Origin of the sequence: Sphaerisporangium album, assembly GCF_003323745.1 — a bacterium.
GTDB lineage: Bacteria > Actinomycetota > Actinomycetes > Streptosporangiales > Streptosporangiaceae > Sphaerisporangium > Sphaerisporangium album.
The window spans coordinates 1-25,409 of sequence record NZ_QOIL01000017.1 but is presented as its reverse complement, the minus strand read 5'-3'; the positions used below and the strand labels follow the sequence as shown (position 1 = coordinate 25,409).

Annotated in this window: 23 protein-coding genes; 11 read left to right on the top strand and 12 right to left on the bottom strand. The window is 72.1% G+C overall.

What is annotated here, in order from left to right; genetic code table 11:
• Window positions 1–22 precede the first annotated feature (22 nt).
• The 4 genes from DQ384_RS40545 to DQ384_RS27315 all read left to right on the top strand — a co-directional run bounded on the left by DQ384_RS40545 (window position 23) and on the right by DQ384_RS27315 (window position 4,025).
• Window positions 23–214: a DUF6229 family protein gene (locus tag DQ384_RS40545; protein ID WP_147268914.1), complete on the top strand. Its 192-nt coding sequence runs from the start codon at window positions 23–25 to the stop codon at window positions 212–214.
• Between the two features lie 19 nt (window positions 215–233).
• Complete coding sequence (locus DQ384_RS27325; RefSeq protein ID WP_220183157.1) at window positions 234–3,104, top strand: type 2 lanthipeptide synthetase LanM family protein; 2,871 nt, start codon at window positions 234–236, stop codon at window positions 3,102–3,104.
• Window positions 3,105–3,332: 228 nt separating this feature from the next.
• On the top strand, window positions 3,333–3,614 hold the full coding sequence (locus DQ384_RS27320; protein ID WP_114031765.1) for a WhiB family transcriptional regulator: 282 nt from the start codon (window positions 3,333–3,335) through the stop codon (window positions 3,612–3,614).
• Between the two features lie 9 nt (window positions 3,615–3,623).
• Window positions 3,624–4,025, top strand: coding sequence for a hypothetical protein (locus DQ384_RS27315; RefSeq protein WP_114031764.1), 402 nt, complete (start codon window positions 3,624–3,626; stop codon window positions 4,023–4,025).
• Window positions 4,026–4,050: 25 nt separating this feature from the next.
• On the opposite strand, the gene DQ384_RS27310 is transcribed toward DQ384_RS27315, so the two are convergent.
• The 4 genes from DQ384_RS27310 to DQ384_RS27295 all read right to left on the bottom strand — a co-directional run bounded on the left by DQ384_RS27310 (window position 4,051) and on the right by DQ384_RS27295 (window position 8,310).
• The gene (locus DQ384_RS27310; protein ID WP_114031763.1) at window positions 4,051–4,983 is read right to left on the bottom strand and encodes a carbohydrate ABC transporter permease; all 933 of its coding nucleotides are present in this window, start codon (window positions 4,981–4,983) and stop codon (window positions 4,051–4,053) included.
• An 11-nt stretch (window positions 4,984–4,994) separates the two neighbouring features.
• Window positions 4,995–5,906, bottom strand: a complete 912-nt coding sequence (locus DQ384_RS27305) for a carbohydrate ABC transporter permease (protein ID WP_114031762.1) — start codon at window positions 5,904–5,906, stop codon at window positions 4,995–4,997.
• A 104-nt stretch (window positions 5,907–6,010) separates the two neighbouring features.
• Window positions 6,011–7,432, bottom strand: coding sequence for an N-acetylglucosamine/diacetylchitobiose ABC transporter substrate-binding protein (gene ngcE / locus DQ384_RS27300; RefSeq protein ID WP_114031761.1), 1,422 nt, complete (start codon window positions 7,430–7,432; stop codon window positions 6,011–6,013).
• Window positions 7,433–7,557: 125 nt separating this feature from the next.
• Window positions 7,558–8,310 (bottom strand): sugar isomerase domain-containing protein, encoded by a 753-nt coding sequence (locus DQ384_RS27295; protein ID WP_220183156.1) that lies wholly within the window; start codon window positions 8,308–8,310, stop codon window positions 7,558–7,560.
• A 238-nt stretch (window positions 8,311–8,548) separates the two neighbouring features.
• Between DQ384_RS27295 and DQ384_RS27290 the strand changes: the two genes are divergently transcribed.
• A complete protein-coding gene (locus DQ384_RS27290; RefSeq protein WP_114031760.1) occupies window positions 8,549–9,067 on the top strand; it encodes a DUF2087 domain-containing protein in 519 nt (172 codons plus the stop codon).
• Here the strand turns inward: DQ384_RS27290 and DQ384_RS27285 are convergent.
• Window positions 9,034–9,972 carry a DUF72 domain-containing protein gene (locus DQ384_RS27285; RefSeq protein WP_114031759.1) on the bottom strand — a complete coding sequence of 313 codons (939 nt, stop codon included), beginning with the start codon at window positions 9,970–9,972 and terminating at the stop codon, window positions 9,034–9,036. The two genes, DQ384_RS27290 and DQ384_RS27285, sit on opposite strands and share 34 nt — an antisense overlap.
• A gap of 192 nt (window positions 9,973–10,164) precedes the next feature.
• On the opposite strand from DQ384_RS27285, the gene DQ384_RS27280 reads away from it, so the two are divergent.
• Genes DQ384_RS27280 through DQ384_RS27270 form a run of 3 tightly spaced genes read left to right on the top strand, consistent with a single transcriptional unit; the run spans window position 10,165 to window position 13,243 of the window.
• Window positions 10,165–11,460, top strand: coding sequence for an ABC transporter substrate-binding protein (locus DQ384_RS27280; RefSeq protein ID WP_114031758.1), 1,296 nt, complete (start codon window positions 10,165–10,167; stop codon window positions 11,458–11,460).
• Window positions 11,461–11,463: 3 nt separating this feature from the next.
• Window positions 11,464–12,429 (top strand): carbohydrate ABC transporter permease, encoded by a 966-nt coding sequence (locus DQ384_RS27275; protein WP_114031757.1) that lies wholly within the window; start codon window positions 11,464–11,466, stop codon window positions 12,427–12,429.
• Window positions 12,419–13,243: a carbohydrate ABC transporter permease gene (locus DQ384_RS27270; protein WP_114031756.1), complete on the top strand. Its 825-nt coding sequence runs from the start codon at window positions 12,419–12,421 to the stop codon at window positions 13,241–13,243. The genes DQ384_RS27275 and DQ384_RS27270 overlap by 11 nt, the downstream gene beginning before the upstream one ends.
• Window positions 13,244–13,318: 75 nt before the next feature.
• Here DQ384_RS27270 and DQ384_RS27265 read toward each other — a convergent pair whose 3' ends face one another.
• Window positions 13,319–14,176, bottom strand: coding sequence for an NmrA family NAD(P)-binding protein (locus DQ384_RS27265; RefSeq protein ID WP_114031755.1), 858 nt, complete (start codon window positions 14,174–14,176; stop codon window positions 13,319–13,321).
• Between the two features lie 118 nt (window positions 14,177–14,294).
• Between DQ384_RS27265 and DQ384_RS27260 the strand changes: the two genes are divergently transcribed.
• Window positions 14,295–14,822 carry a winged helix-turn-helix transcriptional regulator gene (locus tag DQ384_RS27260; protein ID WP_114031754.1) on the top strand — a complete coding sequence of 176 codons (528 nt, stop codon included), beginning with the start codon at window positions 14,295–14,297 and terminating at the stop codon, window positions 14,820–14,822.
• A 100-nt stretch (window positions 14,823–14,922) separates the two neighbouring features.
• Here the strand turns inward: DQ384_RS27260 and DQ384_RS27255 are convergent, their stop codons facing one another.
• Window positions 14,923–15,909: a PfkB family carbohydrate kinase gene (locus DQ384_RS27255; protein WP_114031863.1), complete on the bottom strand. Its 987-nt coding sequence runs from the start codon at window positions 15,907–15,909 to the stop codon at window positions 14,923–14,925.
• 228 nt (window positions 15,910–16,137) lie between these two features.
• Between DQ384_RS27255 and DQ384_RS27250 the strand changes: the two genes are divergently transcribed.
• The gene (locus tag DQ384_RS27250; protein WP_114031753.1) at window positions 16,138–16,839 is read left to right on the top strand and encodes a hypothetical protein; all 702 of its coding nucleotides are present in this window, start codon (window positions 16,138–16,140) and stop codon (window positions 16,837–16,839) included.
• On the opposite strand, the gene DQ384_RS27245 is transcribed toward DQ384_RS27250, so the two are convergent.
• The 5 genes from DQ384_RS27245 to DQ384_RS27225 form a co-directional block, all read right to left on the bottom strand.
• On the bottom strand, window positions 16,739–17,518 hold the full coding sequence (locus tag DQ384_RS27245; RefSeq protein ID WP_114031752.1) for a maleylpyruvate isomerase family mycothiol-dependent enzyme: 780 nt from the start codon (window positions 17,516–17,518) through the stop codon (window positions 16,739–16,741). The genes DQ384_RS27250 and DQ384_RS27245 overlap by 101 nt on opposite strands.
• A 97-nt stretch (window positions 17,519–17,615) precedes the next feature.
• Window positions 17,616–18,749, bottom strand: a complete 1,134-nt coding sequence (locus DQ384_RS27240) for a glycerophosphodiester phosphodiesterase family protein (RefSeq protein ID WP_114031751.1) — start codon at window positions 18,747–18,749, stop codon at window positions 17,616–17,618.
• Between the two features lie 178 nt (window positions 18,750–18,927).
• Window positions 18,928–19,557 carry an alpha-ketoglutarate-dependent dioxygenase AlkB gene (locus tag DQ384_RS27235; protein WP_114031750.1) on the bottom strand — a complete coding sequence of 210 codons (630 nt, stop codon included), beginning with the start codon at window positions 19,555–19,557 and terminating at the stop codon, window positions 18,928–18,930.
• A 91-nt stretch (window positions 19,558–19,648) separates the two neighbouring features.
• Window positions 19,649–20,392 carry a 4'-phosphopantetheinyl transferase family protein gene (locus tag DQ384_RS27230; protein ID WP_114031749.1) on the bottom strand — a complete coding sequence of 248 codons (744 nt, stop codon included), beginning with the start codon at window positions 20,390–20,392 and terminating at the stop codon, window positions 19,649–19,651.
• Between the two features lie 716 nt (window positions 20,393–21,108).
• Window positions 21,109–24,168 (bottom strand): AfsR/SARP family transcriptional regulator, encoded by a 3,060-nt coding sequence (locus DQ384_RS27225; RefSeq protein WP_114031748.1) that lies wholly within the window; start codon window positions 24,166–24,168, stop codon window positions 21,109–21,111.
• Between the two features lie 1,102 nt (window positions 24,169–25,270).
• Here DQ384_RS27225 and DQ384_RS27220 point away from each other — a divergent pair.
• The coding region (locus DQ384_RS27220) for an S-adenosylmethionine synthetase N-terminal domain-containing protein (protein WP_245966831.1) at window positions 25,271–25,409 on the top strand (139 nt) is incomplete at its 3' end.

The window sequence follows — 25,409 nt, the reverse complement described above, 5'->3', positions numbered from 1 at the left end:
CCAATCCCTAATAGGAGTAACAATGCCGGTTGTAGTGGAGCACGCCGAAGAGATCATCGCTGCGTGGCGTAGGGGAGTGGCCTCCGCCGAAGGCTGGGAGAACCCGGCCGGCCCGCCGCTCATCGGCGAGTACACCGAGGAGGAGATCACGATGAGCCTCATCGAGACGAAGAGGCCGAGCTCGTGCACCGCGGGCGGCGGCTTCTGCTGCTGACCGGGAAAGGCCGAGACGCGTGGCCGGGGACTTCGACCCGTCGCTGGACGTCCTGACCGCACCGTCGCTGGACGCGCTGTCGGCCGCACTGGCCTCGGTCCCCGGCCTCGCGGAGGCGGAGGCGGGAGTCATCCGAAAAGGAGCCGCCGAGGCGCTGGAGGAGACCGTCCGCCGCAAGGTCACCCGGGTTCTGCTGCTGGAGCTCAACGCGGCCCGCATCAGCGGGCGGCTGACCGAGGAGACGCCGCAGCTTCGCTGGAGGGAATGGAAGGCATCCGCCGAGACGCCGGAGTTCTGGAGTTCACTGACCGCGCACTATCCCACGATGTTGTCGCGGCTCGGCACGATCATCGCCGGCAGGTGTGCGGCGGCCGTGGAGCTGGCGCGCCGGTTCGCGGCCGACCGGGCGGAGCTGGCGGCGCTGCCGGGTGGTGTGCGGGGCGATCTGGCCGGGGTGGAGTTCGGGGCGGGTGACAGCCATCGCGGCGGACGCGCCGTCGCCCTGGTGCGCGGCGCGGAGGGCGCTGCGGTCTACAAGCCGCGTTCGCTGGCCGTGGACCGGGAGCTGGCGGGGTTGATCGCCCGCTTGTCGCCGGGCGTGCCCGGTGGGCTCGGTATCCGCGTGCCCGGCGTGCTGGTGCGCGGGGAGTACGGGTGGGCGGAGCACATCGGGCACCGCCACTGCGCCGGTGACGCGGAGCTGCGGTCCTTCTACCGGGGCGTCGGGCACTGGCTGGCGCTGATGCGCCTGATCGGCGGCAGCGACCTGCACGCGGAGAACCTCATCGCCGCCGGGCCCGTTCCCGTCGTCGTCGACTGCGAGACCCTGTTCACCCCGCACGCCACCGCCGAACCCTCCGGCTACGGCGCCGCCTTCGACCGGGCGATCGACCTGCTCGAGGGATCGGTGCTGCGCACCGGCCTCCTGCCCGGCCGGGGCGTCGCACTCGGCTGGCGGGGCGTCGACATGTCCGCCCTCGGCGGCCTGCCCGGCCAGCAGCCGTACATCAGGGTGCCCGTCGTCGTCGGGGCCGGCACGGACGAGGCGCGGCTGGGCATGGAACGGGTCGAGATGGGGACCGCGGCCAACCACCCGAGCCCCGATCCGGTCCTGGCCCGCTACTGGGACCTGGTGCTGGCGGGATTCACCGACCTCGCCGGGCATCTCGACGCGCTGGACCGGCGCGGCGAGCTGGCCGGGCTGCTCGCGGACTTCGCCGATCACCCGATCCGGGTCGTGCTGCGCGCCACCGAGGCGTACGCCGAGCTCAGCCGGATGCTGTGGCACCCCGCCTCGCTCCACGACGAGGCGCCCGCCATCCGCAAGGCGGCACACCTGCTGGCCGAGCAGGCCGGGAACCTCCCCGGAGCGCCGTCGGACCCGGATGTGATCGGCGCCGAGGTCGCCGAGCTGCTGGACGGCGACATCCCCTTCTTCAGCACAACCCCTCGCCATGGCCGTATGGACGGCCCCCGCGGCACCACGTGGGGAGAGGAGAAGGATCTCATCGAGGACGCGTTGCGGCGCTGGCGCGACCGTGAGCCGGCCCTGGACCGGGACGTGATCCGCGCCGCGCTGATCAGCGCCTACCTCAACGAGGGGTGGACGCCGCAGGCCAAATCGGCGGCACCGTCGCTTCTGCGGTACCACGACCTCGACGCGCGCCGGCGCCGGGTGGCGGCCGCCATCGCCCGTGACCTGCTGGACGCGGCGGTGCGCGGGGACGACGGCACGGTCACCTGGATCGCGCCGGTGCTCAACGCCACCGGCTGGTCGGTGCAGCCGCTGTCCCTGGACCTGTACGGCGGGTCGTACGGGGTCGCGATCGTGCTGGCCGCCTACCAGAGCGAGGCGGGACGGGGCAGGGCCGAGGCGGTGCCGGGACTGGAGCCGCTGCTGGCGGATCTGCTCCGCTCGATCAGGACGGCCGAGGAGCGGGAGGCCGACCTCCGGCGTGCCGGGACGCGGCGCCGCCCCCAGCCTCCCGGCGGCTACGTCGGCCTCGGCTCGCGGATCTGGGCCTGGCTGCTGCTGAGCGGGCTCGGGGCCGTCCCCTCCGGGGAGGCGCTCGCCCGGGCGCGCGCGTCGGCCGAGGCCATGCCCGAGGCGGTCGCGGCCGACGAGACCTACGACCTGCTCACCGGAATGGCCGGCGGCGTGGTGCCGCTGCTGCGCCTGGCGGAACGCACCGGCGACGAGCGGTGGTCCAAGGACGCCTACCTGATCGGGGAGCGGCTGGTCTCGCTCGCCCGGGACGAGGAGCGGGGAGCGTGCTGGCCCGGCGACCTGTACCCGCGGGGAATGGGCGGGGTCTCGCACGGCGCGACCGGGATCGGCTGGGCGCTGGCCCGGCTCTCCGCCGCCGCGACGCGCGACACCGCCGGGCTCGGCGTCCTCGCCGAGAAGGCATTCCTGTTCGAGGAGTCGCTGTACGACCCGGCCGGGGGCGGATGGCGCGACCTGCGCGAAGCCGAGCCTCGCGTGACCTCCAGCGCGTGGTGCCACGGCGGGGCCGGCATCGGCATCATCGCGGCCGACCTGCTGGCCCGCCAGGGCGGCCGGCACTGGGAGGACGTGCTCCGCCGCGCCGCGGCGTCCAGCTGGCCCGGGAGCCTCGGCTGGAACCACACCCTCTGCCACGGAGACCTCGGCATCTGGGAGACCCTGGACCGGGCGATCGCCGCAGGCCTCGGACCGGAGGGGCTGACCCGGGAGTCGGTCTCGGCGCACGTGATCGGCGGCTTGGAGGAGCACGGGCCGGTCAGCGGCCTGGCCCGCGACGCCTTCACGCCCGGCCTGCTCCCGGGCGTGGGCGGCATGATCTACCAGTTGCTCCGGATGCACCCGGACAGCACGCTTCCTTCCGTCCTGCTGCCCGATCCGCGTTGATCCCGGAGAAACGGCCGGCGGGGAGCGGGAGGTCGGTGGGCGATTCCCCGGGAAGGCCGCGGGAAGCGCACCGCTGTTCGGTTCAAAAGGGAAGTAATGGGTGGTACCCGATATCGACATCGGACGGCTGATTTATCCGCAAACAGGTGTCAAGGCATCGCCAGCGGGCACGCGACTCCACGGCTGACCCGGCAGCCATTGGACATCGGTCTCTCTCATTGGATTGTTATGATCACCCAGAACGCGATCCTGCCCGCCGTCTCCTGGCTGCGCCGCGCCGCCTGCCGTGGCGAGGACCCGGAGCTGTTCTTCCCGATATCGGCGAAGGGCCCGGGCCACCTGCAGCACGAGCGGGCCAAGGCGGTGTGCCGGCGCTGCCCGGTCCGCAGGCCGTGCCTCGACTACGCGCTGAGCACCGGCCAGGAGCACGGGATCTGGGGTGGCACCGACCCGGACGAGCGCAGGGCGAGCGCCCGGCGTGAGCAGGACCGCCGCGTGAGCGCGGGGTAGGAAGCGGGCATGAGCGAGGACCTTGACGATCCAGGCCACCGGCGGCCCGAGGGCATGGACGACACCACCGTCGAGGCGCTGGGCAAGCTGTCGGAGGCCCGGGAGACGGTGGAGCGCGCCCGCGGCCACCTATACAGCTTCCACCAGCTCACCGGGCACGCCCACCTGCAACTCCAGGACGCCGTGGACCTGCTGCGCGAGGCCGGCCACACCGCCCACGCGGACGCGGTCGCCGCCGAGCTGCTCGGCCGCGACGTGCTGGAGGGCCGGTGGACGTTCCAGGTGGTGGAGGAGTACGACGACGGCTACTACCGCTGCTTCACCGGTATCGAGACGCGCGTGAGGAACGACCTGGCCCAGGGCAGGCGCCACATCTACGAGGCCGAGATGAAGCGGCGCCTGCACGGCTGAGCGCGGCGCCCCCTCCGCCGCGCGGCTACTTCAGCGCGCCCGCGGTCAGCCCGGCCTGGATCTGCCGCTGGAAGATCGTGTAGACGATCAGCATGGGCAGGATCGCCATGCTCAGCGCCGCGAACAACGCCGCCCAGTCCGCGTCGTAGCCCGCGGCCGTGGAGATGTCCGCGATGCCCTGGGTGAGCACCCACTTGTCCTTCGCCTGCCCGCTGAGCAGGACCAGCGGGATCTGGTACTGGTTCCACTGGCCGAGGACGTTGAAGATCGTGATGCTCACGATGCCCGGCCGGGCCAGCGGCAGCATGATCTGGAAGAACACCCTGCTGTGCGAGGCGCCGTCCACGAACGCCGCCTCGGCCACCGCCTGCGGGAGCGTGCGGAAGAAGGCCGACAGGAAGAACACCGTGAACGGCAGCGAGTAGGCGATGTAGACGAGGACGAGCCCGCCGTAGGAGTCCAGGCCGATGAGGGGGCCGATCAGCGGCAGGTTCCCCATGTTGCGCACCACGAAGAACAGCGGCGTGAGCGCCAGGTAGACCGGGAAGGCCAGCCCGGAGACGAACAGCAGGTAGACCGCCCGGTTGCCCCGGAACCGGTAGCGCGCCAGCACGTACGCCGCCATCGCGCCGAACAGCATGGTGCCGGCCGTGCCCAGGGACACCACCACGACACTGTTCAGCATGTACCGGCCGACGTGCGCCTGGTCCCAGGCGCGGGCCCAGTTGTCCCAGCGCGGGGTGGCCGGCAGCGACCAGGCACTGCCGAAGATCTCGTCCTCGCTCTTCACCGACGCCAGGAACGTCCATACGATCGGCACCACGACCAGGACCGTCCACACCACCAGCGCCACGTGGGACAGCCCCGAGAGCGGACCGAGCCGGAGCCGCCGCCGTTCGCGGACCTGGCCGCGGGTGAGCCCGACCTCGGCCGTCCTTGCGCTCGTGCGTGAGACCATCGCCGGCCCCCTCAGAACTCGACCCGCTCGCGGCGGGACAGGCGAAGCGCCACCACCGCGAAGGCGACCGTGAAGAAGAACAGCACCACGCCCATGGCCGAGGCGTAGCCGAACTTGAAGTACTGGAAGGCGTTGCGGTAGATCTCGGCGGCCATGACCGTCGTCGAGTGGTCGGGGCCGCCGTGCTCGGCGGTCATCACCCACACGATCGCGAAGACGTCCAGGGCCGCGATGCCGAGGTAGATCCACCCGACCTGCACCGTGTCCCACAGCAGGGGCAGCGTGACGCGGAAGAACAGCCGCCCGCGCGTCGCGCCGTCGATCTGCGCCGCCTCGTACAGGTCGCGCGGGATGGACGCCATGCCCGCCGAGAACAGCACGACGTAGAAGCCGACCGCCTGCCAGATGAGCACGCCGAGGATCGACCAGAACGCGACGCCCGGGTCGGACAGGAACCCGACCGGCTCCAGTCCGAGCGCCATGAGCGGCGCGTTCAGCATGCCGCTCTCGTCCGGCCGGAAGACCTGCTGGAACAGGACGGCGACGATCGCGACGGCGAGCACCTGGGGGAAGAAGAACACCACGCGGTAGAACCGCGCCCCCCGCACGCCGGACACGCCGCGAGGACCACCCGCGTTCAGCAGGAACGCGAAGAACAGGGCGATCACGAGCGTGCCCAGCGGCATGAGGACGAGCAGCAGGCCGTTGTGGCGCACCGCGGTCCAGAACACGTTGTCGTCCAGGAGCCGCCGGAAGTTCGCCGCCCCGACGAAGCCGGGCTCGGCGTTCACGCCGCGCCAGTCGGTCATGGCGATGGAGAACGCCTGGGCGTAGGGCGAGATCACGTAGACGAGGTAGAGCAGCACCGGGACCGCGAGGAATCCGATGATGAACCGCGCCCGGGTGAAGGCGGTGCGGTTCATGAAGAAGGGCGGTTTTGTGCCATTCGACACCCTATTCCCCGCTTTCCGGTCGTTCCATCCTTAGCTGATATGTCGGCCCACGTGCCCCGGCTTCACGGCGGGAGTCAGGCGCGGGTGAACTTCTTCACCGAGGTGTCGTTCTTGATCTCGTCCGACTTCCGCTGGACCCGCTCGGCCCACTGCGCGACCTTGAGGCGTCCCGCCATCAGCTGGCCGGTGGCCGCGGCCACCTCGTCGTGCAATTCCTTGTACCACTGTCGGAACCGGAAGTAGGTCACGTTCTCGCCGGCCTCCTTCAGCCGTCCCGCCGCGCTCCGCAGCCCCGGCTTCAGCGTGCGGCCGTCCGCCGCCCCCTTGACGATGGTGAGCGTGCTGACCAGCTCGCTGAACTTCCCGGCCCCCTCCTTGGACAGCATCGCCCGCATGTACTCCATGCCGGCCCGCGGATTGGCCGACCTGGCCGCTACGAAGAACTCCTCGCCCGGCCGGGAGTGCAGCGTGCCGTACGGCAGCGCGTCGGACTCCGAGAACGACGGCAGCGGGAACATGGCGTACCCGAAGTCCGCCGGGGTGGTGTCCTTCTGCTCGTTCTCCAGCCACGACCCGCACGGCAGCATGGCGACCTGGTACTTGTTGTGGGCGGTCTGGGTCTGGATGTGGTCCAGCCCCTCGGTGCCGCGCAGCAGGTACTTCGCGCCGAGCTCGGCGAACGCCTCCGCCGCCTTGGCGACCGGCTCGGCCTTCCAGGCGTCCGGCGCCAGGTTGTCGATGTTCTTCAGCACCTCGACGCCCCCGATCTTGGCGGCCAGGGTGAGGATCGTCTCGTAGATGTAGAACGGGTGCTTGCCCGCGTAGGTGAACGGCGCGCACGTGCCCGACTTCTGGATCGTCTCGCACAGGGCCGTGAACTCGTCCCAGGTCTTCGGCACCTGCCAGCCGTTGTCGCCGAACAGCTTGGTGGAGTACCAGATGCCCCACACCGTGTTGGCGTAGTTGAGCACGCAGTACGTGCCGTCGTAGGTGCCGAGCTCGACCGCCGAGGGCAGGATCGTGTCGCGCACCTTCATGGCGGGGTCGTCCCAGCTCGGAGCGTCCAGCAACGCGCCGAGGTCCTGCAGCTGGCCGTCCTGCGCCAGCGCGCCGAAGTCCATCGCGTTGTCGCCGCTGTTGTTGACGAACTCGGGAGGGTTCCCGCCGGCGAACCGCGGCTGGAGCGTCTTGGCGATCTCCTTGGTGGCCGAGTGCTTGATCTGCGCGCTCGGGTGCCTGGCCGCGAACAGGGGCTGGTGGATGTTCCTGGCGTAGGCGTCGCCGAACCCGCCGTCGAAGATCACCACCTCGAACGGGGACGTCTCGGCGATGCCGAGCGGGTTGGCCGCCGACGTGGCGCCGGTGGCCGCGGCGGCAGGCGTTCTGGACCCGCCGCCGCCCGGGGACGCGCACGCCGCCAGCGCGCCGGGGAGCAGCAGTCCCGTGACGGCGGCGCTTCGCAGCAGCTCGCGCCGGGATATGGATTTGTCCGCCATTGGTCCTCCTGGGGGGCTGGAGCGTCGCCGCGCCTCCGGCGAGAGGGCCCGCCCGGGCGCGGAGGTCTCTGGTCGAACCTGGTCGGTGACGCGTGGCAGTGCGTTTCGGCCGGGCGGCGGGGCGGTCAGCCTCCGCGCCGGATGCGGCCCGCGTACCGGCTTTCCAGGGCGCGGTTGTGCTCGTCGCCGCCGACGACGTTGGCGGACCGGTAGATCGGCGGCGTCTCGCCGGCCTCCAGCAGCCCCCGGACGATCTCGGCGACGACCATCTGCGCGAGCAGGGCCGAGGTGATCGTGGAGACCGCGCCGAACGTGCCGCCCCCGGGGATCGGGACCACCGCGTCGCCGTACGGGGCGCCGTTGTCGAGCACGACGTCGGCGAGGTCCATGAGCTTGAGGCCCGAGGGGTGCCGCGACTTCATCTCGCCGCTGTGCCGCACCGAGGTCAGCGCCACCAGGCCGTGGCCGCGCTCCTTGACGATGGACGCCAGCTCCACCACCGAGCCGTTGACCCCCGAGCTGGAGATGAGGACGAAGGCGTCCTCCGGCCGGACGGGGGCGAGGTCGTAGACGCGGCGGGCGACGGACGGGTCGCGCTCCAGCTCGGCCGAGCCGAGCACGCTCGCCGGCTCCCCGCCGTACAGCACGAGGTCGCGCAGGGCGAGCCGGTTGGTGGGGACGAGGCCGCCCGCGCGGCCCGCGATCTCCATCGCGATGGCCTCCGAGTGCCCGGAGCCGAACGCGTGGATCACCCCGCCGCCGCGCAGGCAGGCGCCGAGCAGGGCGGCGGCCTCCCGTACGGCCCCCGCCTGGCTCGCGGCGACCTCGTGCACCAGCCTCTCGGCCTCCTGGGCATAGGCGGCGGCGCTGATGTCCAAAATTATTCCCTTCATCATTGGGTGATCAGGTGAAAATAATTGCCCACACCCGGCCGCTTAGCAAGAGGAAGTCCCTGACAACACGGACATCCGTGTGCCGGGACGCCGGCCAGAGGACACCTCCCCACGCCGCCGCCTCCGGAAAACGGGTCGCGCCCGATCCGGGCGCATGGGCCAGAATGATCGGTGCCGTCCGCCCGGGCGGTCACCGAGGACACCGGCGAGGGCTTTGAGGAACATGAGCGAGGAACAGATCAGGCGCGTGCTCGGCCTGCTCTACCAGGACGACACGCTGCGGGTCTTCTCCGCCCTGGTCCTGAGCGGCAAGCCCGAGGAGGCCGGGCTCGGCCCGGACGCGCTGCGCCGCGCGCTGGAGCGGCTGGAACGCGGCGGCCTGATCGTCCGCGACGAGGAAGGCCCGCGTCCGAGGCCCGAGCGCTTCCGCGAGCTGCTGCACGCCACCGCGCCGCCCCCGGAGCCTGCGCCCGAGGACGCCGACGCCCGCGTCGTCCAGACCTTCCTCGTCGAGGGCCGCCTGCGGGCGATCCCCACACGGCGCGAGAAGCGGCTGGCGGTGCTCCGGTACATCGCCCAGGTCTTCGAACCCGGCGTGCGCTACCCCGAGAAGGACGTCAACGTCGCCCTGCGCGCCTTCCACGACGACCACGCCGCCCTGCGCCGCTACCTCGTCGAGGAGGGCCTGCTGAGCAGGGAGAACAGCGTCTACTGGCGCAGCGGCGGCGCGGTCGGCGTCTGAGCCGCCGCCGGCGCCGCCCCGAGCAGCTCGGCGAGCCGGGCCGCGTTGCGCTGGGCGTTGTCGGCGCAGCAGTTGTTCATCAGCACGTGGACGGACGGCGTGCGCGCGGCCAGCTCCCCGATCTCGCCCGCCCACCTTTCCAGCTCCTCCTCCGAGTACAGGTAGCCGAACCGCTCCTCGATCACCTTGCTGGCCCACTTCTGCGAGTGCCCGTGGAAGCGGACGACCGCGAGGTCGGCGGTCGCGGCCAGCACCGGCGGGATCGACGACGCGTGCCCCTGGGGCATGTCGACGCTCACGTACGGAATGCCGTGCTCGCTGAGCCACCCGAGCGTGGCGTCCCGGGCGCCCGCCGTCATCCAGGCCGCGTTGCGGAACTCCACGCAGGCGCGCATCGGGGCGGTGCGCCGCGCGCACTCCACGACGTACCGCCTGTTCCGCTCGCCCGGCGCGAACCATGGCGGGAACTGGAACAGCACCGCCCCGAGCCTGCCCGCCTCCTCCAGGGGACGGATCGTGCCGAGGAACCGGTCCCACACCTCCTCCACGACCTGCGGGGGCACGTCCTTGGGGTAGACGCTCGCCTTCGGCGTGCCGAGCCTTTCCCGCAGGTCCTTGTAGAGCGACCGCACGGGAGTCGGATGCCCGGTGAGCAGCGAGAACGCCTTGATGTTGAACGTGAACCCCGGCGGGGTCCGCTCGGCCCACGCCTGGACGGTACGCGCGGACGGCGGGGAGTAGTAGGTCGCGTCCACCTCCACCAGCGGGAACCGCGAGGCGTAGTGGGCGAGCCGGGCGGCGGGGGTGACGGCGTCCGGGGGGTACCAGCCCGAGGCGAGCAGACTCCTGTCGGTCCACGACGCGGTCCCCACCAGAACGCCCTTCCGATGATCGACGTCTGGCATCCCCGTCCTCTACCACCCCTGGCGGCGGCAAACCCCGGGGCGGCGGGGCGTGTCAGGCGTTGGGACACCATTTACCTACCGCGGCGCTTGGTTATCATGACACCAAGATCGAGAGCGGAGGCGGGGGCCGGGGTCTCTCTCCGGCCGCCGCCGCGACGAGCACGCCGCGCCGTCAGGGGCGGCGGAACGGGGATGCTGATGATCAGGAAGAAGGCAGGCGCCGTCGCGTTCGGGCTCGTGCTCGCCGTCGCCGCGTGCGGCGGGCCGAGCGGCTCCTCCGGGGCTGCGGGCGGGTCCGGCGCGGCCGGGGGCACGTTCACGTACTGGACGAGCGGGTGGCCGCCGGACCAGATCGCCGAGGTCGACGCGGCGTTCGCGAAGGCCAACCCCGGCATGCGCTCCAAGGGGGAGTACATCGCCAGCTCCGACCAGTACCTGCCCAAGGTCATCGCGGCCCTGAAGAACGGCACCCAGCCCACGGTGCTGCTCACCCAGAACCCCTCCGACCTGCCGGTCGTCCAGCAGAGCGGCAAGCTCATCCCGCTCGACGGCAAGCTGACCGCCGAGACCGGCGCGCTCTACCCCGGCATCAGGGAGTCCCTGTTCTACAAGGGGCACCAGCTCGGCATCGCGCTCGGCGGCGTGGGCGACATCGTGCTCTTCTACAACAAGAAGGCCTTCGCCGACGCCGGCATCGACGGCCCGCCCAAGACCTGGACCGAGCTCGCCTCCGACGCCAAGAAGCTGTCGGACCCGGCCAAGAACAAGTACGGCTTCTACGTGCCGCTCGGCGAGGCCGAGTGGATCTCCTTCGCGTGGGCTCCGATGCTGTACGCCGAGGGCGGGTCCTTCCTCAACCCCGCCGGCACCGCCACCGCCTTCAACAGCCCGCAGGGCGTCAAGGCGCTCACCACCTGGGTCGACCTGCTCAGGTCCAGGTCGGCGCCCAGCACCGCCTACGCCCAGGCGGGCAGCTTCGACGGCGCCCCGGCCTTCGCCGGCGGGACGGTCGCGATGATCGTCAACGGGCAGTGGGCCATCACCACCTTCGAGAAGGCCGGCGTCGACTTCGGCGTGGCGCCCATGCCGGCGGGGGCGGCCGGCACCTCGACGAGCATGGGCATCGGCGTGGCCGCCCTGCTGAAGACCGACCCCGCCGCCGAGAAGGCGGGCCTCGCGTTCCTCAGGTTCCTCGCCACGCCCGCCCAGGGGGCGTACCTCGCCGTCAAGAGCGGCGGCCTGCCCTCCGACCCGGCGCAACTCGAGCAGAGCCTGCTCAAGGAGCACATCGCCAAGAACCCGACCTACCGCGTGTTCGCCGAGGCCGAGAAGACCGGCAAGGTGCGTCCGATCACGCCCGCGTACACCGCGATCTCCCAGAGCCTGTGGACTCAGATCAACGCGGCCCTCCAGGGGCGGAAGACCCCGGCGGAGGCTCTGGCGCAGGCCGCGAAGGAAGGCGACGCGGCCCTGAAGAAGCTCGGCTGACCCATGACGCGCACCGGAGGCGGCGCCGTGGGGAGGCAGGTCGCCGGGCGGACCGGCGCGGCGCCTCGTGCCGAGGGGACGAGGCCCGCCAGGCGGCGCGGGCGGCGCGGCACCTGGGCGCTGGCCTACGCGTTCGTGGCGCCGACCGTGGTCCTCACCGTGCTGTTCTCGCTGGTCCCGCTCGCGATGCTGCTGTGGCGCAGCCTCTACAGCGGCGGGGTGTTCGACTTCGCTCCGCGCTTCGTCGGCCTGGAGAACTACACGGGGATGCTGGCCGAGGGCGGCGGCCAGGCCCTCGGCGTCACCGGCGTCTACACGGCCGGGTTCGTCCTGCTGACGATGGGCGCGGGCCTCGGCCTCGGCCTGCTGCTCAACTCGGGGGCCCCCGGGGTGGCCCGGGTACGGGCCCCGTTCATCATCCCCCTGGTCGTGCCGGTGGTCGCCACCGCGCTGATCTGGGCGAACATGTTCGCGCCGCAGTTCGGGCTCGTCAACAGGCTGCTGGGCGCCCTGCGTCTGCCGCAGGCCGACTTCCTGTCCTCGCCGGGCCTCGCGCTGCTCGCCGTCCTCACCTTCGGCGCCTGGCAGTTCTTCGGGCAGAACGTCATCCTGTACGTCGCCGCGCTGAAGTCCGTGCCCCGGGACGTGCTCGACGCGGCCGGCGTGGACGGCGCCGGGCCCTGGCGGCGGTTCCGGCACGTCCAGTGGCCCATGATGCGCCGCCACACCCTGCTGATCTGGGTGGTGACCACCCTCACCGGCCTGCAGACCTTCACCCAGATCTACGTCCTCACCCAGGGCGGCCCGGACGGCGCGACCTCCACCGCCCTCTACTACGTGTACAACGAGGGATTCGTCCAGTTCGACACCGGCCGGGCCAACGCCATGGGGGTCGCTCTGTTCCTGCTCTCCCTGCTCATCACGATCGCGCAGCTCTGGCTGGTGGGGCGGGCCGATCGTGCCCGCTAGCCTCGCCGCCCGCCGCGCGCTCGTGTACCTGCTCCTCGGCCTCGCCGTCCTGGTCGTGGCGTTCCCGCTGTTCTGGATGGCCGTGAGCGCGCTCAAGACCGACGCCGAGATCGTCAACCCGGCCGCGCCGCTGTGGCCCGCCGAGCTCCAGTGGTCCAACATCGGGCGGGCGCTGTCCCAGGCGCCGTTCGGCCGCTGGTACCTCAACACCGCGATCTTCGGTGTCGCCGCCACCGCCGGGCAGCTCACCAGCGGCCTGCTCGCCGGGTACGCCTTCGCCCTGCTCGACTTCCCGGGCAGGCGCCTGCTGTTCGTCGTCGCGCTGAGCGGGCTGATGGTGCCGTTCAGCGCGATCATCGTCCCGATGTCGCAGCTCCTCGGCGACCTCGGCTGGCTGAACACCTACCAGGGGCTGATCGTCCCGAACATCGCCTCCGGGCTCGGGGCGTTCCTGTTCCGGCAGTTCTTCCTCGGCACCCCGCGCGAGCTGGGCGAGGCCGCGCGCCTCGACGGGGCCTCGGAGCTCCGGGTGTTCCTGAGCGTCTACGCCCCGCTGGCCCGTCCGATGATCGCCGCCCTGGCCATCATCCTGTTCCTCCAGAACTGGAACAACTTCCTCTTCCCCCTGATCGTGGTGAACACGACGGACATGTCCGTCCTGTCCCAGGGCCTGTCGGTCTTCCACAGCCAGTTCGCCACCCAGTACAACCTGATCATGGCGGCGTCCCTCATCACCATCGTCCCGGTCTTGCTGGTCGCCGTGGCCGCCCAGCGCCACATCATCGAAGGCATCACCCTGGGCGCGCTCGACTGACACAACAGCGGCCGTCGGCCTGGGCGGCGTGGTGCGCCGCCCAGGGGCCGGCCTCACACCGGGGCGCCGGGGCGGTCAGGCGGCGGGGAACAGAGGGGCGAGGGCCTCGCGCAGCGGGGTCGTCGGGCGGCCGATGAGCTTGGACAGGATGCCCGGGGTGGCGGCGAGGACGCCCTGGGAGACGTCGGCGTCCATCGCGGCGAACATCGCGGCCACGGGCTCGGGGAGCCCGGCGGCGGCCAGCACGCGGGCGTACTCGTCGCGCGGCAGGTCCTGGTACGTCACCGGGCGACCGGCCAGGGCGGCGACCTCGGCGGCCAGCTCGGGCATGCTCCACGCGGTGTCGCCGGACAGCTCGTACACCGTGTTCTCGTGGCCCTCGCCGGTCAGCACGGCCACCGCGGCGGCGGCGTAGTCGGCGCGGGTGGCACTGGCGACGCGGCCCTCGCCCGCGCTGCCCGCGATCGTGCCGTGCTCGGCGCCGTTCAGCGCCGCGGGCGCGTAGTTCTCGGTGTACCAGCCGTTGCGCAGGAAGCTGAACGGGACGCCCGAGGCGCGGATGTACCCCTCGGTCGCCAGGTGGTCGGGGGCCACCGCGAGCGGGGTGGTGTCGGCGTGCAGCACGCTGGTGTAAGCGAGCAGCGCGACGCCGGCCGCCGCGGCGGCGTCCACGACCGCCTTGTGCTGGTTCAGCCGCGCGCCCACGTCGGGGCCGGAGATCAGCAGCACGCGGTCACCCGCGGCGAAGGCGCCCTCCAGCATGGCGGGCCGGTCGAAGTCGGCCTCCCGGACGTGGACGCCGCGTTCGGCCAGATCGGCGGCCTTGCCCGGGTCGCGCACGACGATCGCGACCTGGTCGGCGGGTACGGCGGCCAGCAGCCCTTCGACGACCAGGCGGCCCAGGTGTCCGGTGGCGGCGGTGACGACGATCATGCTTCGGCTCTCCTTCGGATCGGGGTTCGCTGGTAGGTTAGTACTAACTTTTAGAAAGTGCTACCCAGAAGACCGGTACATTCCTCGGGAGAGTGCGGTGAGACCGTACGCTTGGCGTATGAGCGAGCAGGGCACGGTGGCTTCGGACGTCCGCGAGCCGGTCACGGAGGGCGAGCCGGTCACGGAGGGCGAGCCGGACGCGATCGCCGGGGACGGGCCGGACGGCGCGTGCGTCCGGGACGAGCACGGAGAAATCATCTTCGACGTGTTCGCCCGAGGATGTCCCTCCCGCGAGACGATGGAGCACATCACCGGCCGCTGGGGCATCCTCGCCTTGGCCGCGCTCGCCGACGGCACCTATCGCTTCAACGCGCTGCGCCGCCGGGTGGACGGCGTCAGCGAGAAGATGCTCGCGCAGACCCTCCAGGCCCTGGAGCGCGACGGCATGGTGCACCGCGCCGCCCAGCCGACGATCCCGCCCAAGGTGGAGTACAGCCTGACCCCGCTCGGCCGCGAGGCGGCCGGTCGCCTGCTCGACCTCATCGACTGGCTGGAGGGCGAGATGCCCGAGGTCCTGAAGGCCCGCACCGCCCACGACGACGCCAGGAAGTCCCCGGCGCCGTCGGCCGGACCTTCGACACGCTGATCCGCCGCCGCGCCACCCGGACCGGACCCACCCGATCCTCCTCCCCGGACGAGCGGCGGCTCAACGCCTGGTGGCCCGCGCCGGAAGTTCACCCGTTGAGTTAGCGGTGGGTTCTGGGTGGGCTGCCGTCGCCCCCGGACCCGATCCAGGCGCGGGTGCCGAAGGACGCGCAGGCCGCGGAGGCGATGGGGATCGCGTAGCTCAGGGCCGCCGCGAAGGTGTCCTCGATGACGGCCTCGGTGACGGAGCCGGGGTCGCCGGAACCAGGGACGGAACCAGTGACGGGGCCGAGGGCTTGCGTCAGGGCGCGGCACAGGGCGAAGGTCAGCGCGCCGTGCAGGACGTCCCCCGCGCCCAGGGTGTCCACGACGTCCACGCGGGGAACGGGATGGGACCGCACCTCGCCCGGCGCCTCGCCCCCGCCCCGCCACAGGACCGCGCCGCCACCGCTCGTGACGGCCGTCCAGCGCACGCCCGCGCCGGCGAGATACGCGAGGACGTCTTGCGGCGTGCGGGCGCCCGGCGGGTGGAAGTCGCCCGAGACCACCGCGACGTCGACGTAAGGCAGCAACTCGGCCGTACCGGGCTTCCAGCTGCCGCCGTCCAGGACCGTGAGCCGCCCCCGCTCGCGGGCCAGCCGCGCCGCCGCGAGGGCGAGGTCGGGGTGGTGGCCGTCCAGGTGCACCACGTGGTTCGCCGCCACCAGGTCCGCCAGCCCGGGCGGCGGCTGGACGCGCACGCCCGAGCCGTTGACCGACACCACCGCCCGGTCGCCGGTGCCGCGCGTCACCATGATCGTCGAGATGGCGGGAGGTCCGGCGGCGTCCGGCGTGAGGTCGGCGAGGCGTACGCCGTGCTGCGCCAGGTCGGCCAGAACGCCCTGCGCCAGCGGGTGTGCGCCCACGGCGCTGACCAGCGTCGCGATCCCGCCCAGGTGCGCGAACGCGACCGCCGCGTTGGCCGCGGGCCCGCCCGCGGCGACCGTCTGCCCGAGCGCCGTGACCTTCTCGTTCGCCCCCGGCATCCGCTCCACCGACTGGACCAGGTCGAGCGTGCACAACCCCGCGAACAGCCCCCGACACGTCATGCTCAACCGTAACCACACCGGCCCCGTGACCCGGCCCGCCGCGTGCCCGCCGCCGCGGCCGATCTCGAATCCGAGCACGCGGTCCTGCACGCCCCGCCCGCCGCGTGCCCGCCGCCGCGAAAGGTCGGACGGGCGGCTTGCGAGACACGCGTGGGCATTCCAGCCTCGACCCGGACCACGAGAAGGCTGGAGTGACCGGTCGTGGGGGAGGTTTGGCGGGGACGCGGCGTGCGGGACATTCTCGCCGTGATCCGACGCGGGGTTTCGGTCGTGCTGGTCGTGCTGCTCGGTTCGCTCGGCCTGCTCGTGCTGCCGGGGTGCGGCGGCGGGGAGGTCGTCGGCCCGGAACGGATCGCCGACCTGCGGGCACAGGGGGTCGCGCCCGACCTGCTCTTCGTCGTGGACCTGCCCGGGTACCGGCTCGTCGAGCGGACGATGAGCGTGTACGGCGAAGAGGGCCTCCAGGCGTACTACGCCGCGCCCGGCCGGCAGGTGTGGTTCGGTGTCGAGCGCGGCGACTTCAGCGACGCCCTGTGCCCGGAGCGTCCCGTCCACGACGCCGAGTGGATCGGCACGCCCGTCGGGTGCGACGCCGACGAGGCCGGCTGGTACCGCGTCAGCGGCGACCGCCACGAGTACGCCGTCGCGGGCGAGGGCCACGTCGTCCGCCTCAGCGGGCGCGTCGCGGACGTGGACCGCGCCGCCCTGGCCGAGGCCATGACCGAGATCCGCCGCATCGGCCCGGCACACCCAGGCGCTCCCGGAGGCGCGGCCGGCACCAGCGGCATGGGCGGTGCGAGCGGTACGGGGGGCCTGGGTGGTCCGGGCGTCAGCTCAGGGAGGCGCGGGCGAGCCAGAAGTCCAGGAGCGCGGAGTCGCCGAGGACCTTCACCCGGCCGCCGTCGGCGGGGAGGCGGCGGTAGAGGGTGAGCAGGACGTCGATGAGCGGGCCGCGCACGGTGACGGTGGCCGCCTCGCCGCCCGCGCGGCCGGAGGTGAAGCCGTCCGCGCCCAGCGTGATGAGCCAGGCCGCGTCGGCGTCCGTGGCCTGGAGCCCGATGGTCTCCCCGGTGCCGCGCAGCTCGGCCAGCGGGGGCATCCCGCCCGCCTGCTGCCCCTTGAACAGCTCCAGCAGCTCGTCGATCGCGTCGGCGGCCAGCTCCGGCGCCACGGCGTAGTCGCCGCCCACCGCGAGCGCGACGTCGGCGCGGTGGACGACGATGTCGTGGACGGCACGGCGGACCCAGAAGGTCGTGTTCCCCTGGAACCCCCACACGGTCGCCTCGGCGTCCGGGCCCGCCGCGCGCAGGGCGGCGGTGTAGGTCTCGGCGCCCTCGGAGAACCAGGGGTCCAGCTCGGCCCAGTCGTCGGTCCCGGGCCCCGCGAGCCCGTCCACCTGCGCGGCCGGGTCGCTGACCGGCGTGCCGGTGCGCACGGCCGTCCCGACCGTGCGCAGGTTGCCCCCGATGTGCCGGACGAGCGCGGCGAGCGTCCAGCCAGGGCACGTCGGCACCGGGACGGACGGCTCGAAGCCCTTCACCAGCTCCCGGAGCATGCCGCTCTGGTTGATGATCTCGTCACAGTAACGATCGTGCCCCAGGGGTGCCATGTCCGTGCTCCTCGTTCGCCGCGCCCGCCCTGGGCGCGTCGGTTCGAGGGTATTTCCGGCAGCGGCGGCGGGACAGGGCCGCGCGGCCGTTCCGGGGTCACCCGTGGCGCGGGCCAGGGTACGGCCGGGGCAGGTCGAAACCGCGGGCGGCGAGCACCGCGCGCAGCCGGTCGGGGTAGTCGGTGATGATGCCGTCCACGCCGTCGTCGATGAGCTTGTTCATCGTCGGCTCGTCGTCGATCGTCCAGGGGATGACCTTGATGCCCATCCCGTGGGCCTGGTCGACCATGGCCTTGGTGACGTAGGGGACGTAGGAGGGGTCGGTGACCTTGCCGTTCTGCGGGAAGCCGTGCACCGGCGAGAACGCGGCGGCGCCGAAGGACTTGATCGCCTTCAGGGGGTCTCCGCCGAAGTCGTCGATGTCGATGCCGCCGAGCCACGGCGAGGCGCCCGGCTTGCCCGTCTGCAGGAAGTCGTAGTTGGTCAGCGCGACGAGCGGCAGGCGCGGCTCGACCTGGCGCATCCGCATGAGCGCGCCCCAGTCGAAGCTCTGGATGGTGACCTGACGCTCGATGTGGGCCCGCCGGATCTCCTTGACGGCCACCTGGACGAACTGCTCGCGCAGCGCGGTCTCGGCGGGCGCCCCGGCCTCCACCTTGGTCTCGACGTTGAGCTTCACGTCATGCGCGTGGAACCTCTTGACCAGGTCGAACACCTCGCTCAGCAGCGGCATCCGCGCGCCGGGCGCGGACCTCTGCCCGGGGAAGTCCGGCAGCGTCCTGGACCCGCAGTCCAGGGTCCTGACCTGCGCGAGCGTGAGCGTGTTGACGTACTTGCCGACATAGGGGTACTCCGGGTCGCCGGGGGAGGCGGGGCCGGTGTCCTGGCACTTGCGGCCGTCCACCCTGCGGTCGTGGGTGACGACGGCCCGGCCGTCCTCGGTGATCTGGATGTCCAGTTCCAGGGTGCTGACGCCGACGCGCAGCCCGTTGGCGAAGGAGTCCAGCGTGCTCTCCACCACCAGCCCGAGCCCGCCGCGGTGCGCCTGGAGGTCGAACCGCCTGTGCCCGCCGTGGCGGCCGACGTCGCCCTGGTCGCCGGCGAGGGGTGCGGCGTCCTGCGGGACGCCGGTGGGGGGCGTCGCGGGGTCGGCCAGCGCCGGCGCCTGGGCGGCGGCGACGAGGAGGCCGGCCAGGACCGCGGCGGTGGACAGGGCGCGGGATCTGATCATCGTGAGGGCGTCCGTTCTGATCGGGAGCTCGATGCACCCGCCAACCTGCCGATCAAGGATGACCCTCGGGGAAACGTCCGACGAAGACGCCCGTCCGGTCGCGTGTCCGTTCGGTGAGCCGGACGCCTCGCCCGGCCCGCCACGACCGGACATGTCAGCCGCCCTCGGCGGCCGGCCCTCAGCGGACGCCGCGTGGGCGGAACTGGACGCTGATGCGGGGGCCGATGGCACGGGCGGTCTTGGGCACGGCGTGCTCCCAGGTGCGCTGGCAGCTGCCGCCCATGACGATCAGGTCGCCGTGGCCGAGCTCGTGACGCAGGGCCCGCCCGCCGCCGTTCGGGCGCAGCAGCAGGGCGCGCGGCGCGCCGACCGAGACGATCGCCACCATCGTGTCCTCGTCGCTTCCCCGCCCGATGCGGTCGCCGTGCCAGGCGACGCTGTCGCGCCCGTCGCGGTACAGGCACAGCCCGGCGGTGCGGAACGGCTCGCCGAGCTCCCGCGCGTAGTGCGCGTTGAGCGCGTCGCGGGCCTGGTCGAGCACGGGGTCGGGCAGGGGCTCGCCCTCGTCGTAGAACTTCAGCAGGCGCGGGACGTCGACCACGCGGTCGTACATGTGGCGCCGCTCGGCGTGCCACGGCACGACCCGCTCCAGCCGGTCGAACAGCGCGTCGGCGCCGGCGATCCAGCCCGGGCGGACGTCGACCCACGCGCCGTGGTCGAGAAGGGTGCGCCTCACCGTCGCCCCGAGCGGGCCGGGGCCGGGCTCCTCGCACATGTCCAGCAGCGAGCCCTGGAATGGTGCGGTCATAGGCCCAGCATAGGGCATGTATTCAAACACACATTCGATCATCGTCCCGGCCGCGTGGCGGGCGGCCGGGCGACGATCTGCCGGGCCGGTCTCAGCGCCCGCCCACGCCCGTCGCCTGCGGACGGCGCGCGTGGGCCGCGGGCCGCTCGGCGACGTGCCGCGCCGGTCCGCTCCGTCCCGGGCTGGGCACCACGATGGCCGTCATGATCAGGCCGCCCTCGGCCGACCAGCGCCCCGAGAAGGCCGTCAGCCGCTGGCCGCGCACCCGGGGACCGGGCACGCGCAGCCACGCCGAGAAGTTGCCGTGCAGCGGGTCGATGTTGATCATGATGTCCTCGAAGTCCAGCCACCGCTTCGTCAGCGGGAACCAGGCCTTGTACACGGCCTCCTTGGCGCAGAACAGCAGCCGGTCCCAGTGGGTGCGGGGATGGCGGGCGGCGAGCTTGGCGAGGCTTTCGCGCTCTTCGGGCAGCGAGATGGCCGAGAGGACGCCGCCGACGAGGGGCTCGTTGGGCTCGGCGTCGATGCCGATGGTGGTCACCTTCGCCAAGACGCCGACCACGGCGGCCCGGTAGCCGGTGCAGTGCGTCATGCTGCCCACGACGCCCGGCGGCCACTGGGGCTCGCCCCGCAGGCCGGGCAGCACCGGGCTCGGCCGCATGCCGAGCTTGCGCAGCGCCTCGTGCGCGCACACCCGCACGGTCGTGAACTCCTTGCGCCGCACCTCGTCCGCGTGGGCGATCGACATCTCCTCCTCGGGGAAGAGCATCGGATCGGGCGGGTCGGTGAACACGTCGACGGCGACGACGCTGTCCGGCAGAATCGACTTGATCATGGTATCTCGCACCCCGTGAGGAACCGCCCGAGCGAGTCGCCCGCGCGCGCGCCGCCGAACCCCGGCCGGAGCGACGGCCTCTCAGCGGTCTCCCGGCCGCGGGAAACGCGTAAAGGGAGAATGGCGGCCCCCGGGGGCCTTTGAATGCTCACGTGGGTAGCGGTCACGTTCCCAGCGTATCGACGCGGAACTTCCATTGGAAATCAATACCCGTGTTCCTTGGGGTACGAGATCACGTCGTGCTAGGGCGGCGCGGGCGGACGGTAAGGGTTCTCACAGGGGATCGGCGGCGGGAATTCCGCGGCTCCCGCGCGGGGCGCTGGCGTTTCGGTTTCCCCTGTAGCGAGGCGGTGACCTGCGTCTTCGTCCAGAGGGCGGGCCTTTGCGCGCCGTCCGGCATTCGGCTCCCCGTGGAAAGGGCTCCCTGCGAGATGCGTGCGCATCGTATATCAGGTATTCGTGAGAGATAAGGCCCGCAGGGAAATCGAGACCGAATGGCCGCCGGGCGAACCGGCCGGCCCGGGAACCGCGCCGCCCGTGCGATAAAGGCGGGTGACGCGGGAAATCACGGCGGGCGTCCCCCGGACGTTCGCCGCGGCGTGCCCGCATCCTACCGCGCGGCCCTGCTACTCGTCCGCAATGTCCGGAAAAGCGACACTCGGCGTGTCGGCACGCGCGGACGCCGGGGCCACCCCCCGCCCGCGCGGCCGCGCCCTTCAGCCGACGAGTTCCCCGGACTCGCCCATGCGCTCCCCGCGGCCCAGCACGGCGGGTCCGGCGGCCCGTCCCTCGCGCGCCGGCGCGTCCCCGGCCCCGGGGGCGCCTCCGCGCCGCGCGGCTTTGGCCCCGTCCAGCATGGTCAGCGCGCGGGCCTCCCACGCCGGCGTGCGCATCGACTGGAACAGGGCCAGCGCCTGCTCGAAGTGGACGATGGCGTGCTCTGCGTCGTCGCAGGCCACGGCGAGCTCGCCCAGCCCCAGCAGGGAACGCGCCTCGGCGAGCCGGTCGCCGGTCGAGCGGGCCAGCCGCACCGCCTGGCGCAGCGCCTCTTCCGCGCGCGCCGTCTCACCCCGCCGCAGCCGTGCGAGGCCGAGCCCGTTCAGGCTGTACGCCTCGCCGACGGGGTCGCCGATCGTCCGCACCATCGCCAGGGCCGTCTCGAAGATCTCGGCGGCCAGGGCCGGCTCCTCCCAGGCGAGGTAGGTGTCGCCCATCCGGTGCAGCACCTGGGCCTCCACCCGCCTGCTGCCGCCCTCGCGGCTGAGCGCCAGCGCCTCGGACAGCAGGGTGCTCGCCCCCTCCGGGTCGCCGGTCTCCAGGCGGAGCTGCGCCAGGTTGTGCAGCACGTACGCCGAGGCGACCTGGTCGCCCGTGCCGGCGAACATGGCGAGCGCGCGTTCGTAGTGGGCCGCCGCCTCGTCGAAGCGGCCGCTCATCCTCTCCAGGAAGGCGATGTTGCGCAGCACCAGCGCGGTGCCCTGGTCGTCGCCGTTGTCGGTGAAGAGCCTGATCGCCTCCTCGAAGTCGCGACGCGCCTCGGGGAACCGCTTCTCGGTGATGTGCAGCGACCCCCGCGAGTACAGCATCGCGGCCTGCCCCCGGACGCAGCCCGCGTGGCGGGCGGCGGCGAGCGCGGTCTCGTGGGTCTCGCGCCAGTCGTCCAGGTAGACGCGCGACTCGAACAGCGTGACGGCGCTGATCGCGAGGTCCCAGCACAGGTCGGCGAACCCCGCCTGCGCGGCCTGCCGGATGCCGGACACCAGCAGCGGGCGCTCCCGCTCGTACCAGGGGAGCGGCTCGGCGACGAGTGCGGCGACCAGGCGCGGGGGCAGCGGCCAGCGCGGGGCGTCGCTGTGGATCTGCACGTAGTCGCCACCGTACTCGCGGCGGTGGGCGGCCTCCGCGAGGAACAGCAGTGCCCGCAGCACACGCTCCAGGGCCGCCTTGCGCTCGGCGGGCGTCTCCTCGGCCGCCAGGCGCTCACGGGCGAACACCCGGATCAGGTCGTGGAAGCGGTACAGGCTGTGCACGCCGTTGCCGCCCGCCGCCTCGATGAGCTGCGCGTCGGCCAGCTCGTCGAACAGGTCCGCCGCCTGGTCGAACGTCCGGTCCAGCAGGGCGGCGCCGATCCACACCGAGAACATGCCGGTGTCGAGGATCGCCAGCCGCCGGAACAGGCGCCTGGCCTCCTCGCCGACGCTCTCGTAGGTCACCGAGATGCTCGCCCGGATGCCCATCTCGCCATGGTTGAGCTCGTCCAGCCGGCGGGTCTCGTCCTCCAGGCGGCTCACCAGCTGCTCGACGCGCCAGTGCGGGCGGGCGGACAGCCGGGCCCCGGCGATGCGCAGCGCCAGCGGCAGGTGCCCGCACAGCTCGGCCAGCGCCCGGGCGGCCTCGGGCTCCGACCGCACCCGCGTGGTGCCGGCGATGCGCCCGAGCAGCTCGATCGACTGGTCGGTGTCGAAGATGTCCATGTCGATGTGGATGGCGCCCGCCAGCCCGGCCAGGCGGCTGCGGCTGGTGATGAGGACGGCGGAACTGCGGGTGCCCGGGAGCAGCGGCAGGACGTGGCTCTCGCCGGCGGCGTCGTCCAGGACGATCAGGGTCCTTCGGTCGGCGAGCAGCGCGCGGTACATCTCGGCGCGCTCCTCCAGCCCGTCCGGTATGGAGTTGCCCGGGACGCCGAGCGCGCGCAGGAACCGCTCGAGCACGTGCATCGGGCTGACCTGCCGCGAGGCGCCTCCGTGCAGGTCGGCGAAGAGCTGGCCGCACGGGAAGCGCTCGGCGAGGGCGTGCGCGGCGTGCACGGCGACGGTGGTCTTGCCGACCCCGGCCTTGCCGGCGATGACGATGATCGGGACCGCGAACCGGGAGGGGTCCTCGAGGGCGAGGGTCAGCTCGCGCTGGATGGAGTCGACCTGCTTGGCGCGGCCGGTGAAGTCGGCGATGGCGTTCGGCAGCAGGCCGGGCACCGGGAAGGAGGGGGCGGCCGGGGGTTCGGCCCGGATCGTCGTGACCTCGGCGGGCGCGTCCAGGCTGTCGTCGGCGGTGAGGATCGCCTGTTCCAGGCGCTGGAGCTGCTCGTTCGGCTCGATGCCGAGTTCCTCGATCATCGTCTCGCGGGCCAGCCGGTACACCTGGAGCGCCTCGGCCCTGCGGCCCGAGCGATAGAGGGCCAGCATGAGCTGGCCGCGCAGGCGCTCGCGCAGCGGATACTCCTCCACGAGCCGGCCGAGCTCGCCCACGACCTGCTGGTGACGGCCGAGGTCGAGCTCCAGCTGGACGCAGTCCTCGTTGGTGAGGATGCGCTCCTCGTTCAGCCTGCTCGCCGCCGCCTGCACCGGCCTGCTGTCGATGCCCTCCAGCGCCTCCCCGCGCCACAGCGCCAGGGCCTCGCGGTAGTGGCTGACGGCCTGGTCCGGTGCGCCGGCCTCCCGGGCGCGGCGGGCGCGGGAGGTCAGGTCCTCGAACCGCTGGGTGTCCAGGCGGCCGTCTTCCACGCGGATGATGTAGCCGCGCGACTGGGTCGAGATGATGTCGGGATCCCCGTGGGCCGCGAACAGCCGCCTCAGGGACGAGATGCAGATCTGGACCTGGGCCCGTGAGGTCGGCGGCAGGTCGTCACCGTAGATCGCCTCAGCGATGCGGTCGACGGTGACCACCCGGTTGGCGTCCAGCAGGAGGTTGGCGAGGGTGATCCTCTGCCGCGTCCCTCCGATATCGAGCCGTTCCGTGGCCGCGAACACCTCAAGTGGTCCCAGAATGCGGAACTCCACCTGCTTACTCCTTGCCAGAAAACCTACGGACCCACCCGAAGTCTTCACGCTCTCAGGCCTACTGGGGCAAGTATCAGGTACGCCGCCTCAGGCAGGGCCGGGACGGACCAAGGAGAGGACCGCCTGGTGAGGCGCGCGGGATCAAGCCCTGTCCCTCTCCTTCCAGCCACTACCGCTTAATCCCGTATACTACAAGTTTGTCGTTACGGCAACCGGACAGGTATTTACGCACCAGATATCCCATCTGAGAAGGTCTGTTAAACCGGGGAAAACGCTGTTTCCCGTAGCGTTGTGAGGGAACGCGGGTGCGAAGCGTCAGGTCCGCAGGTGGTGAGCCGCGGACGGTCGCGCTGTCGCGTTTCGCGTCGGCCCGGAAACGCTCCGTGTTCCGGCGCCGCCCGCCCTTCCGGGGCCGAGACGATGGCGGGTCATCTGTCAAGTGCGGCGCGGAAATCGGGGGCGGACGGCGCCGCGGGCACGCGGGAAGCCGCCCGCGGGGCGGTCGTCCGTTGTAGCCTTTGCGCTGGCGGGAAACGTCGCCCGCCCTCCCGTCCCACGCCCTGACCGCCGATTCGACCGATGGAAACGGTAGGGGTTCCGCTGGGGTTTCAGCGCGCTTCCGCACCGGCTTAGCATCGAATCGATCGAGCTTGCATGGATTTTATCCGGGCGATGAGGTGGTGTCTCTGGGCGGTTTCCTTCGAGGCAGGTCCCCACGCGGGCAAGGGCCATCGTGCGAACGCCACTCGCGCGGTGGCCTTGCTTTTCACGTGCGAACCCTGACCGTGTGAACACCGTCACCAAAGGTGAGGCCGCCGGAATGCGGAAACGGAGACACAATGGCCGGCCGACCGGCCGGAAATCCGTTACGCCGATCGGCGGCCCCGCGCGGTGAATATCGCTGGCAATGGACATCGTGAAATAGATGTGGCCGGACGCCCCCGGTCCCCGAGCACCATTTCACCGCGCGCGGCTCGTGGCGGTGACGATCCGTTCCCGAGCGAGGCCCCGGAGCGCGAGACTCCGGGAACACCGCCTCGCCCGCAGCACCTCTCCCGGTGCGAGGACCACAGCTCGCACCCGTCAAACCCGAGGAGTGAAGATGCCCCGCCGTCTGTTCACCTCCGAGTCGGTCACGGAAGGCCACCCGGACAAGATCGCCGACCAGATCAGCGACGCCGTTCTCGACGCCATGCTCAAGGGCGACCCGAAGAGCCGCGTCGCGGTCGAGACCCTGATCA

What these genes read in the sequence shown, in the direction of transcription:
- DQ384_RS27245 (WP_114031752.1), bottom strand. Translation starts at nt 17,518, where the DNA reads ATGGCACCCCTGGGGCACGATCGTTACTGTGACGAGATCATCAACCAG.
- DQ384_RS27320 (WP_114031765.1), top strand. Translation starts at nt 3,333, where the DNA reads ATGATCACCCAGAACGCGATCCTGCCCGCCGTCTCCTGGCTGCGCCGC.
- DQ384_RS27240 (WP_114031751.1), bottom strand. Translation starts at nt 18,749, where the DNA reads ATGATCAGATCCCGCGCCCTGTCCACCGCCGCGGTCCTGGCCGGCCTC.
- DQ384_RS27235 (WP_114031750.1), bottom strand. Translation starts at nt 19,557, where the DNA reads ATGACCGCACCATTCCAGGGCTCGCTGCTGGACATGTGCGAGGAGCCC.
- DQ384_RS27275 (WP_114031757.1), top strand. Translation starts at nt 11,464, where the DNA reads ATGACGCGCACCGGAGGCGGCGCCGTGGGGAGGCAGGTCGCCGGGCGG.
- DQ384_RS27315 (WP_114031764.1), top strand. Translation starts at nt 3,624, where the DNA reads ATGAGCGAGGACCTTGACGATCCAGGCCACCGGCGGCCCGAGGGCATG.
- DQ384_RS27260 (WP_114031754.1), top strand. Translation starts at nt 14,295, where the DNA reads ATGAGCGAGCAGGGCACGGTGGCTTCGGACGTCCGCGAGCCGGTCACG.
- DQ384_RS27290 (WP_114031760.1), top strand. Translation starts at nt 8,549, where the DNA reads ATGAGCGAGGAACAGATCAGGCGCGTGCTCGGCCTGCTCTACCAGGAC.
- ngcE (WP_114031761.1), bottom strand. Translation starts at nt 7,432, where the DNA reads ATGGCGGACAAATCCATATCCCGGCGCGAGCTGCTGCGAAGCGCCGCC.
- DQ384_RS27230 (WP_114031749.1), bottom strand. Translation starts at nt 20,392, where the DNA reads ATGATCAAGTCGATTCTGCCGGACAGCGTCGTCGCCGTCGACGTGTTC.
- DQ384_RS27255 (WP_114031863.1), bottom strand. Translation starts at nt 15,909, where the DNA reads ATGACGTGTCGGGGGCTGTTCGCGGGGTTGTGCACGCTCGACCTGGTC.
- DQ384_RS27305 (WP_114031762.1), bottom strand. Translation starts at nt 5,906, where the DNA reads ATGAACCGCACCGCCTTCACCCGGGCGCGGTTCATCATCGGATTCCTC.
- DQ384_RS27265 (WP_114031755.1), bottom strand. Translation starts at nt 14,176, where the DNA reads ATGATCGTCGTCACCGCCGCCACCGGACACCTGGGCCGCCTGGTCGTC.
- DQ384_RS40545 (WP_147268914.1), top strand. Translation starts at nt 23, where the DNA reads ATGCCGGTTGTAGTGGAGCACGCCGAAGAGATCATCGCTGCGTGGCGT.
- DQ384_RS27280 (WP_114031758.1), top strand. Translation starts at nt 10,165, where the DNA reads ATGCTGATGATCAGGAAGAAGGCAGGCGCCGTCGCGTTCGGGCTCGTG.
- DQ384_RS27285 (WP_114031759.1), bottom strand. Translation starts at nt 9,972, where the DNA reads ATGCCAGACGTCGATCATCGGAAGGGCGTTCTGGTGGGGACCGCGTCG.
- DQ384_RS27310 (WP_114031763.1), bottom strand. Translation starts at nt 4,983, where the DNA reads ATGGTCTCACGCACGAGCGCAAGGACGGCCGAGGTCGGGCTCACCCGC.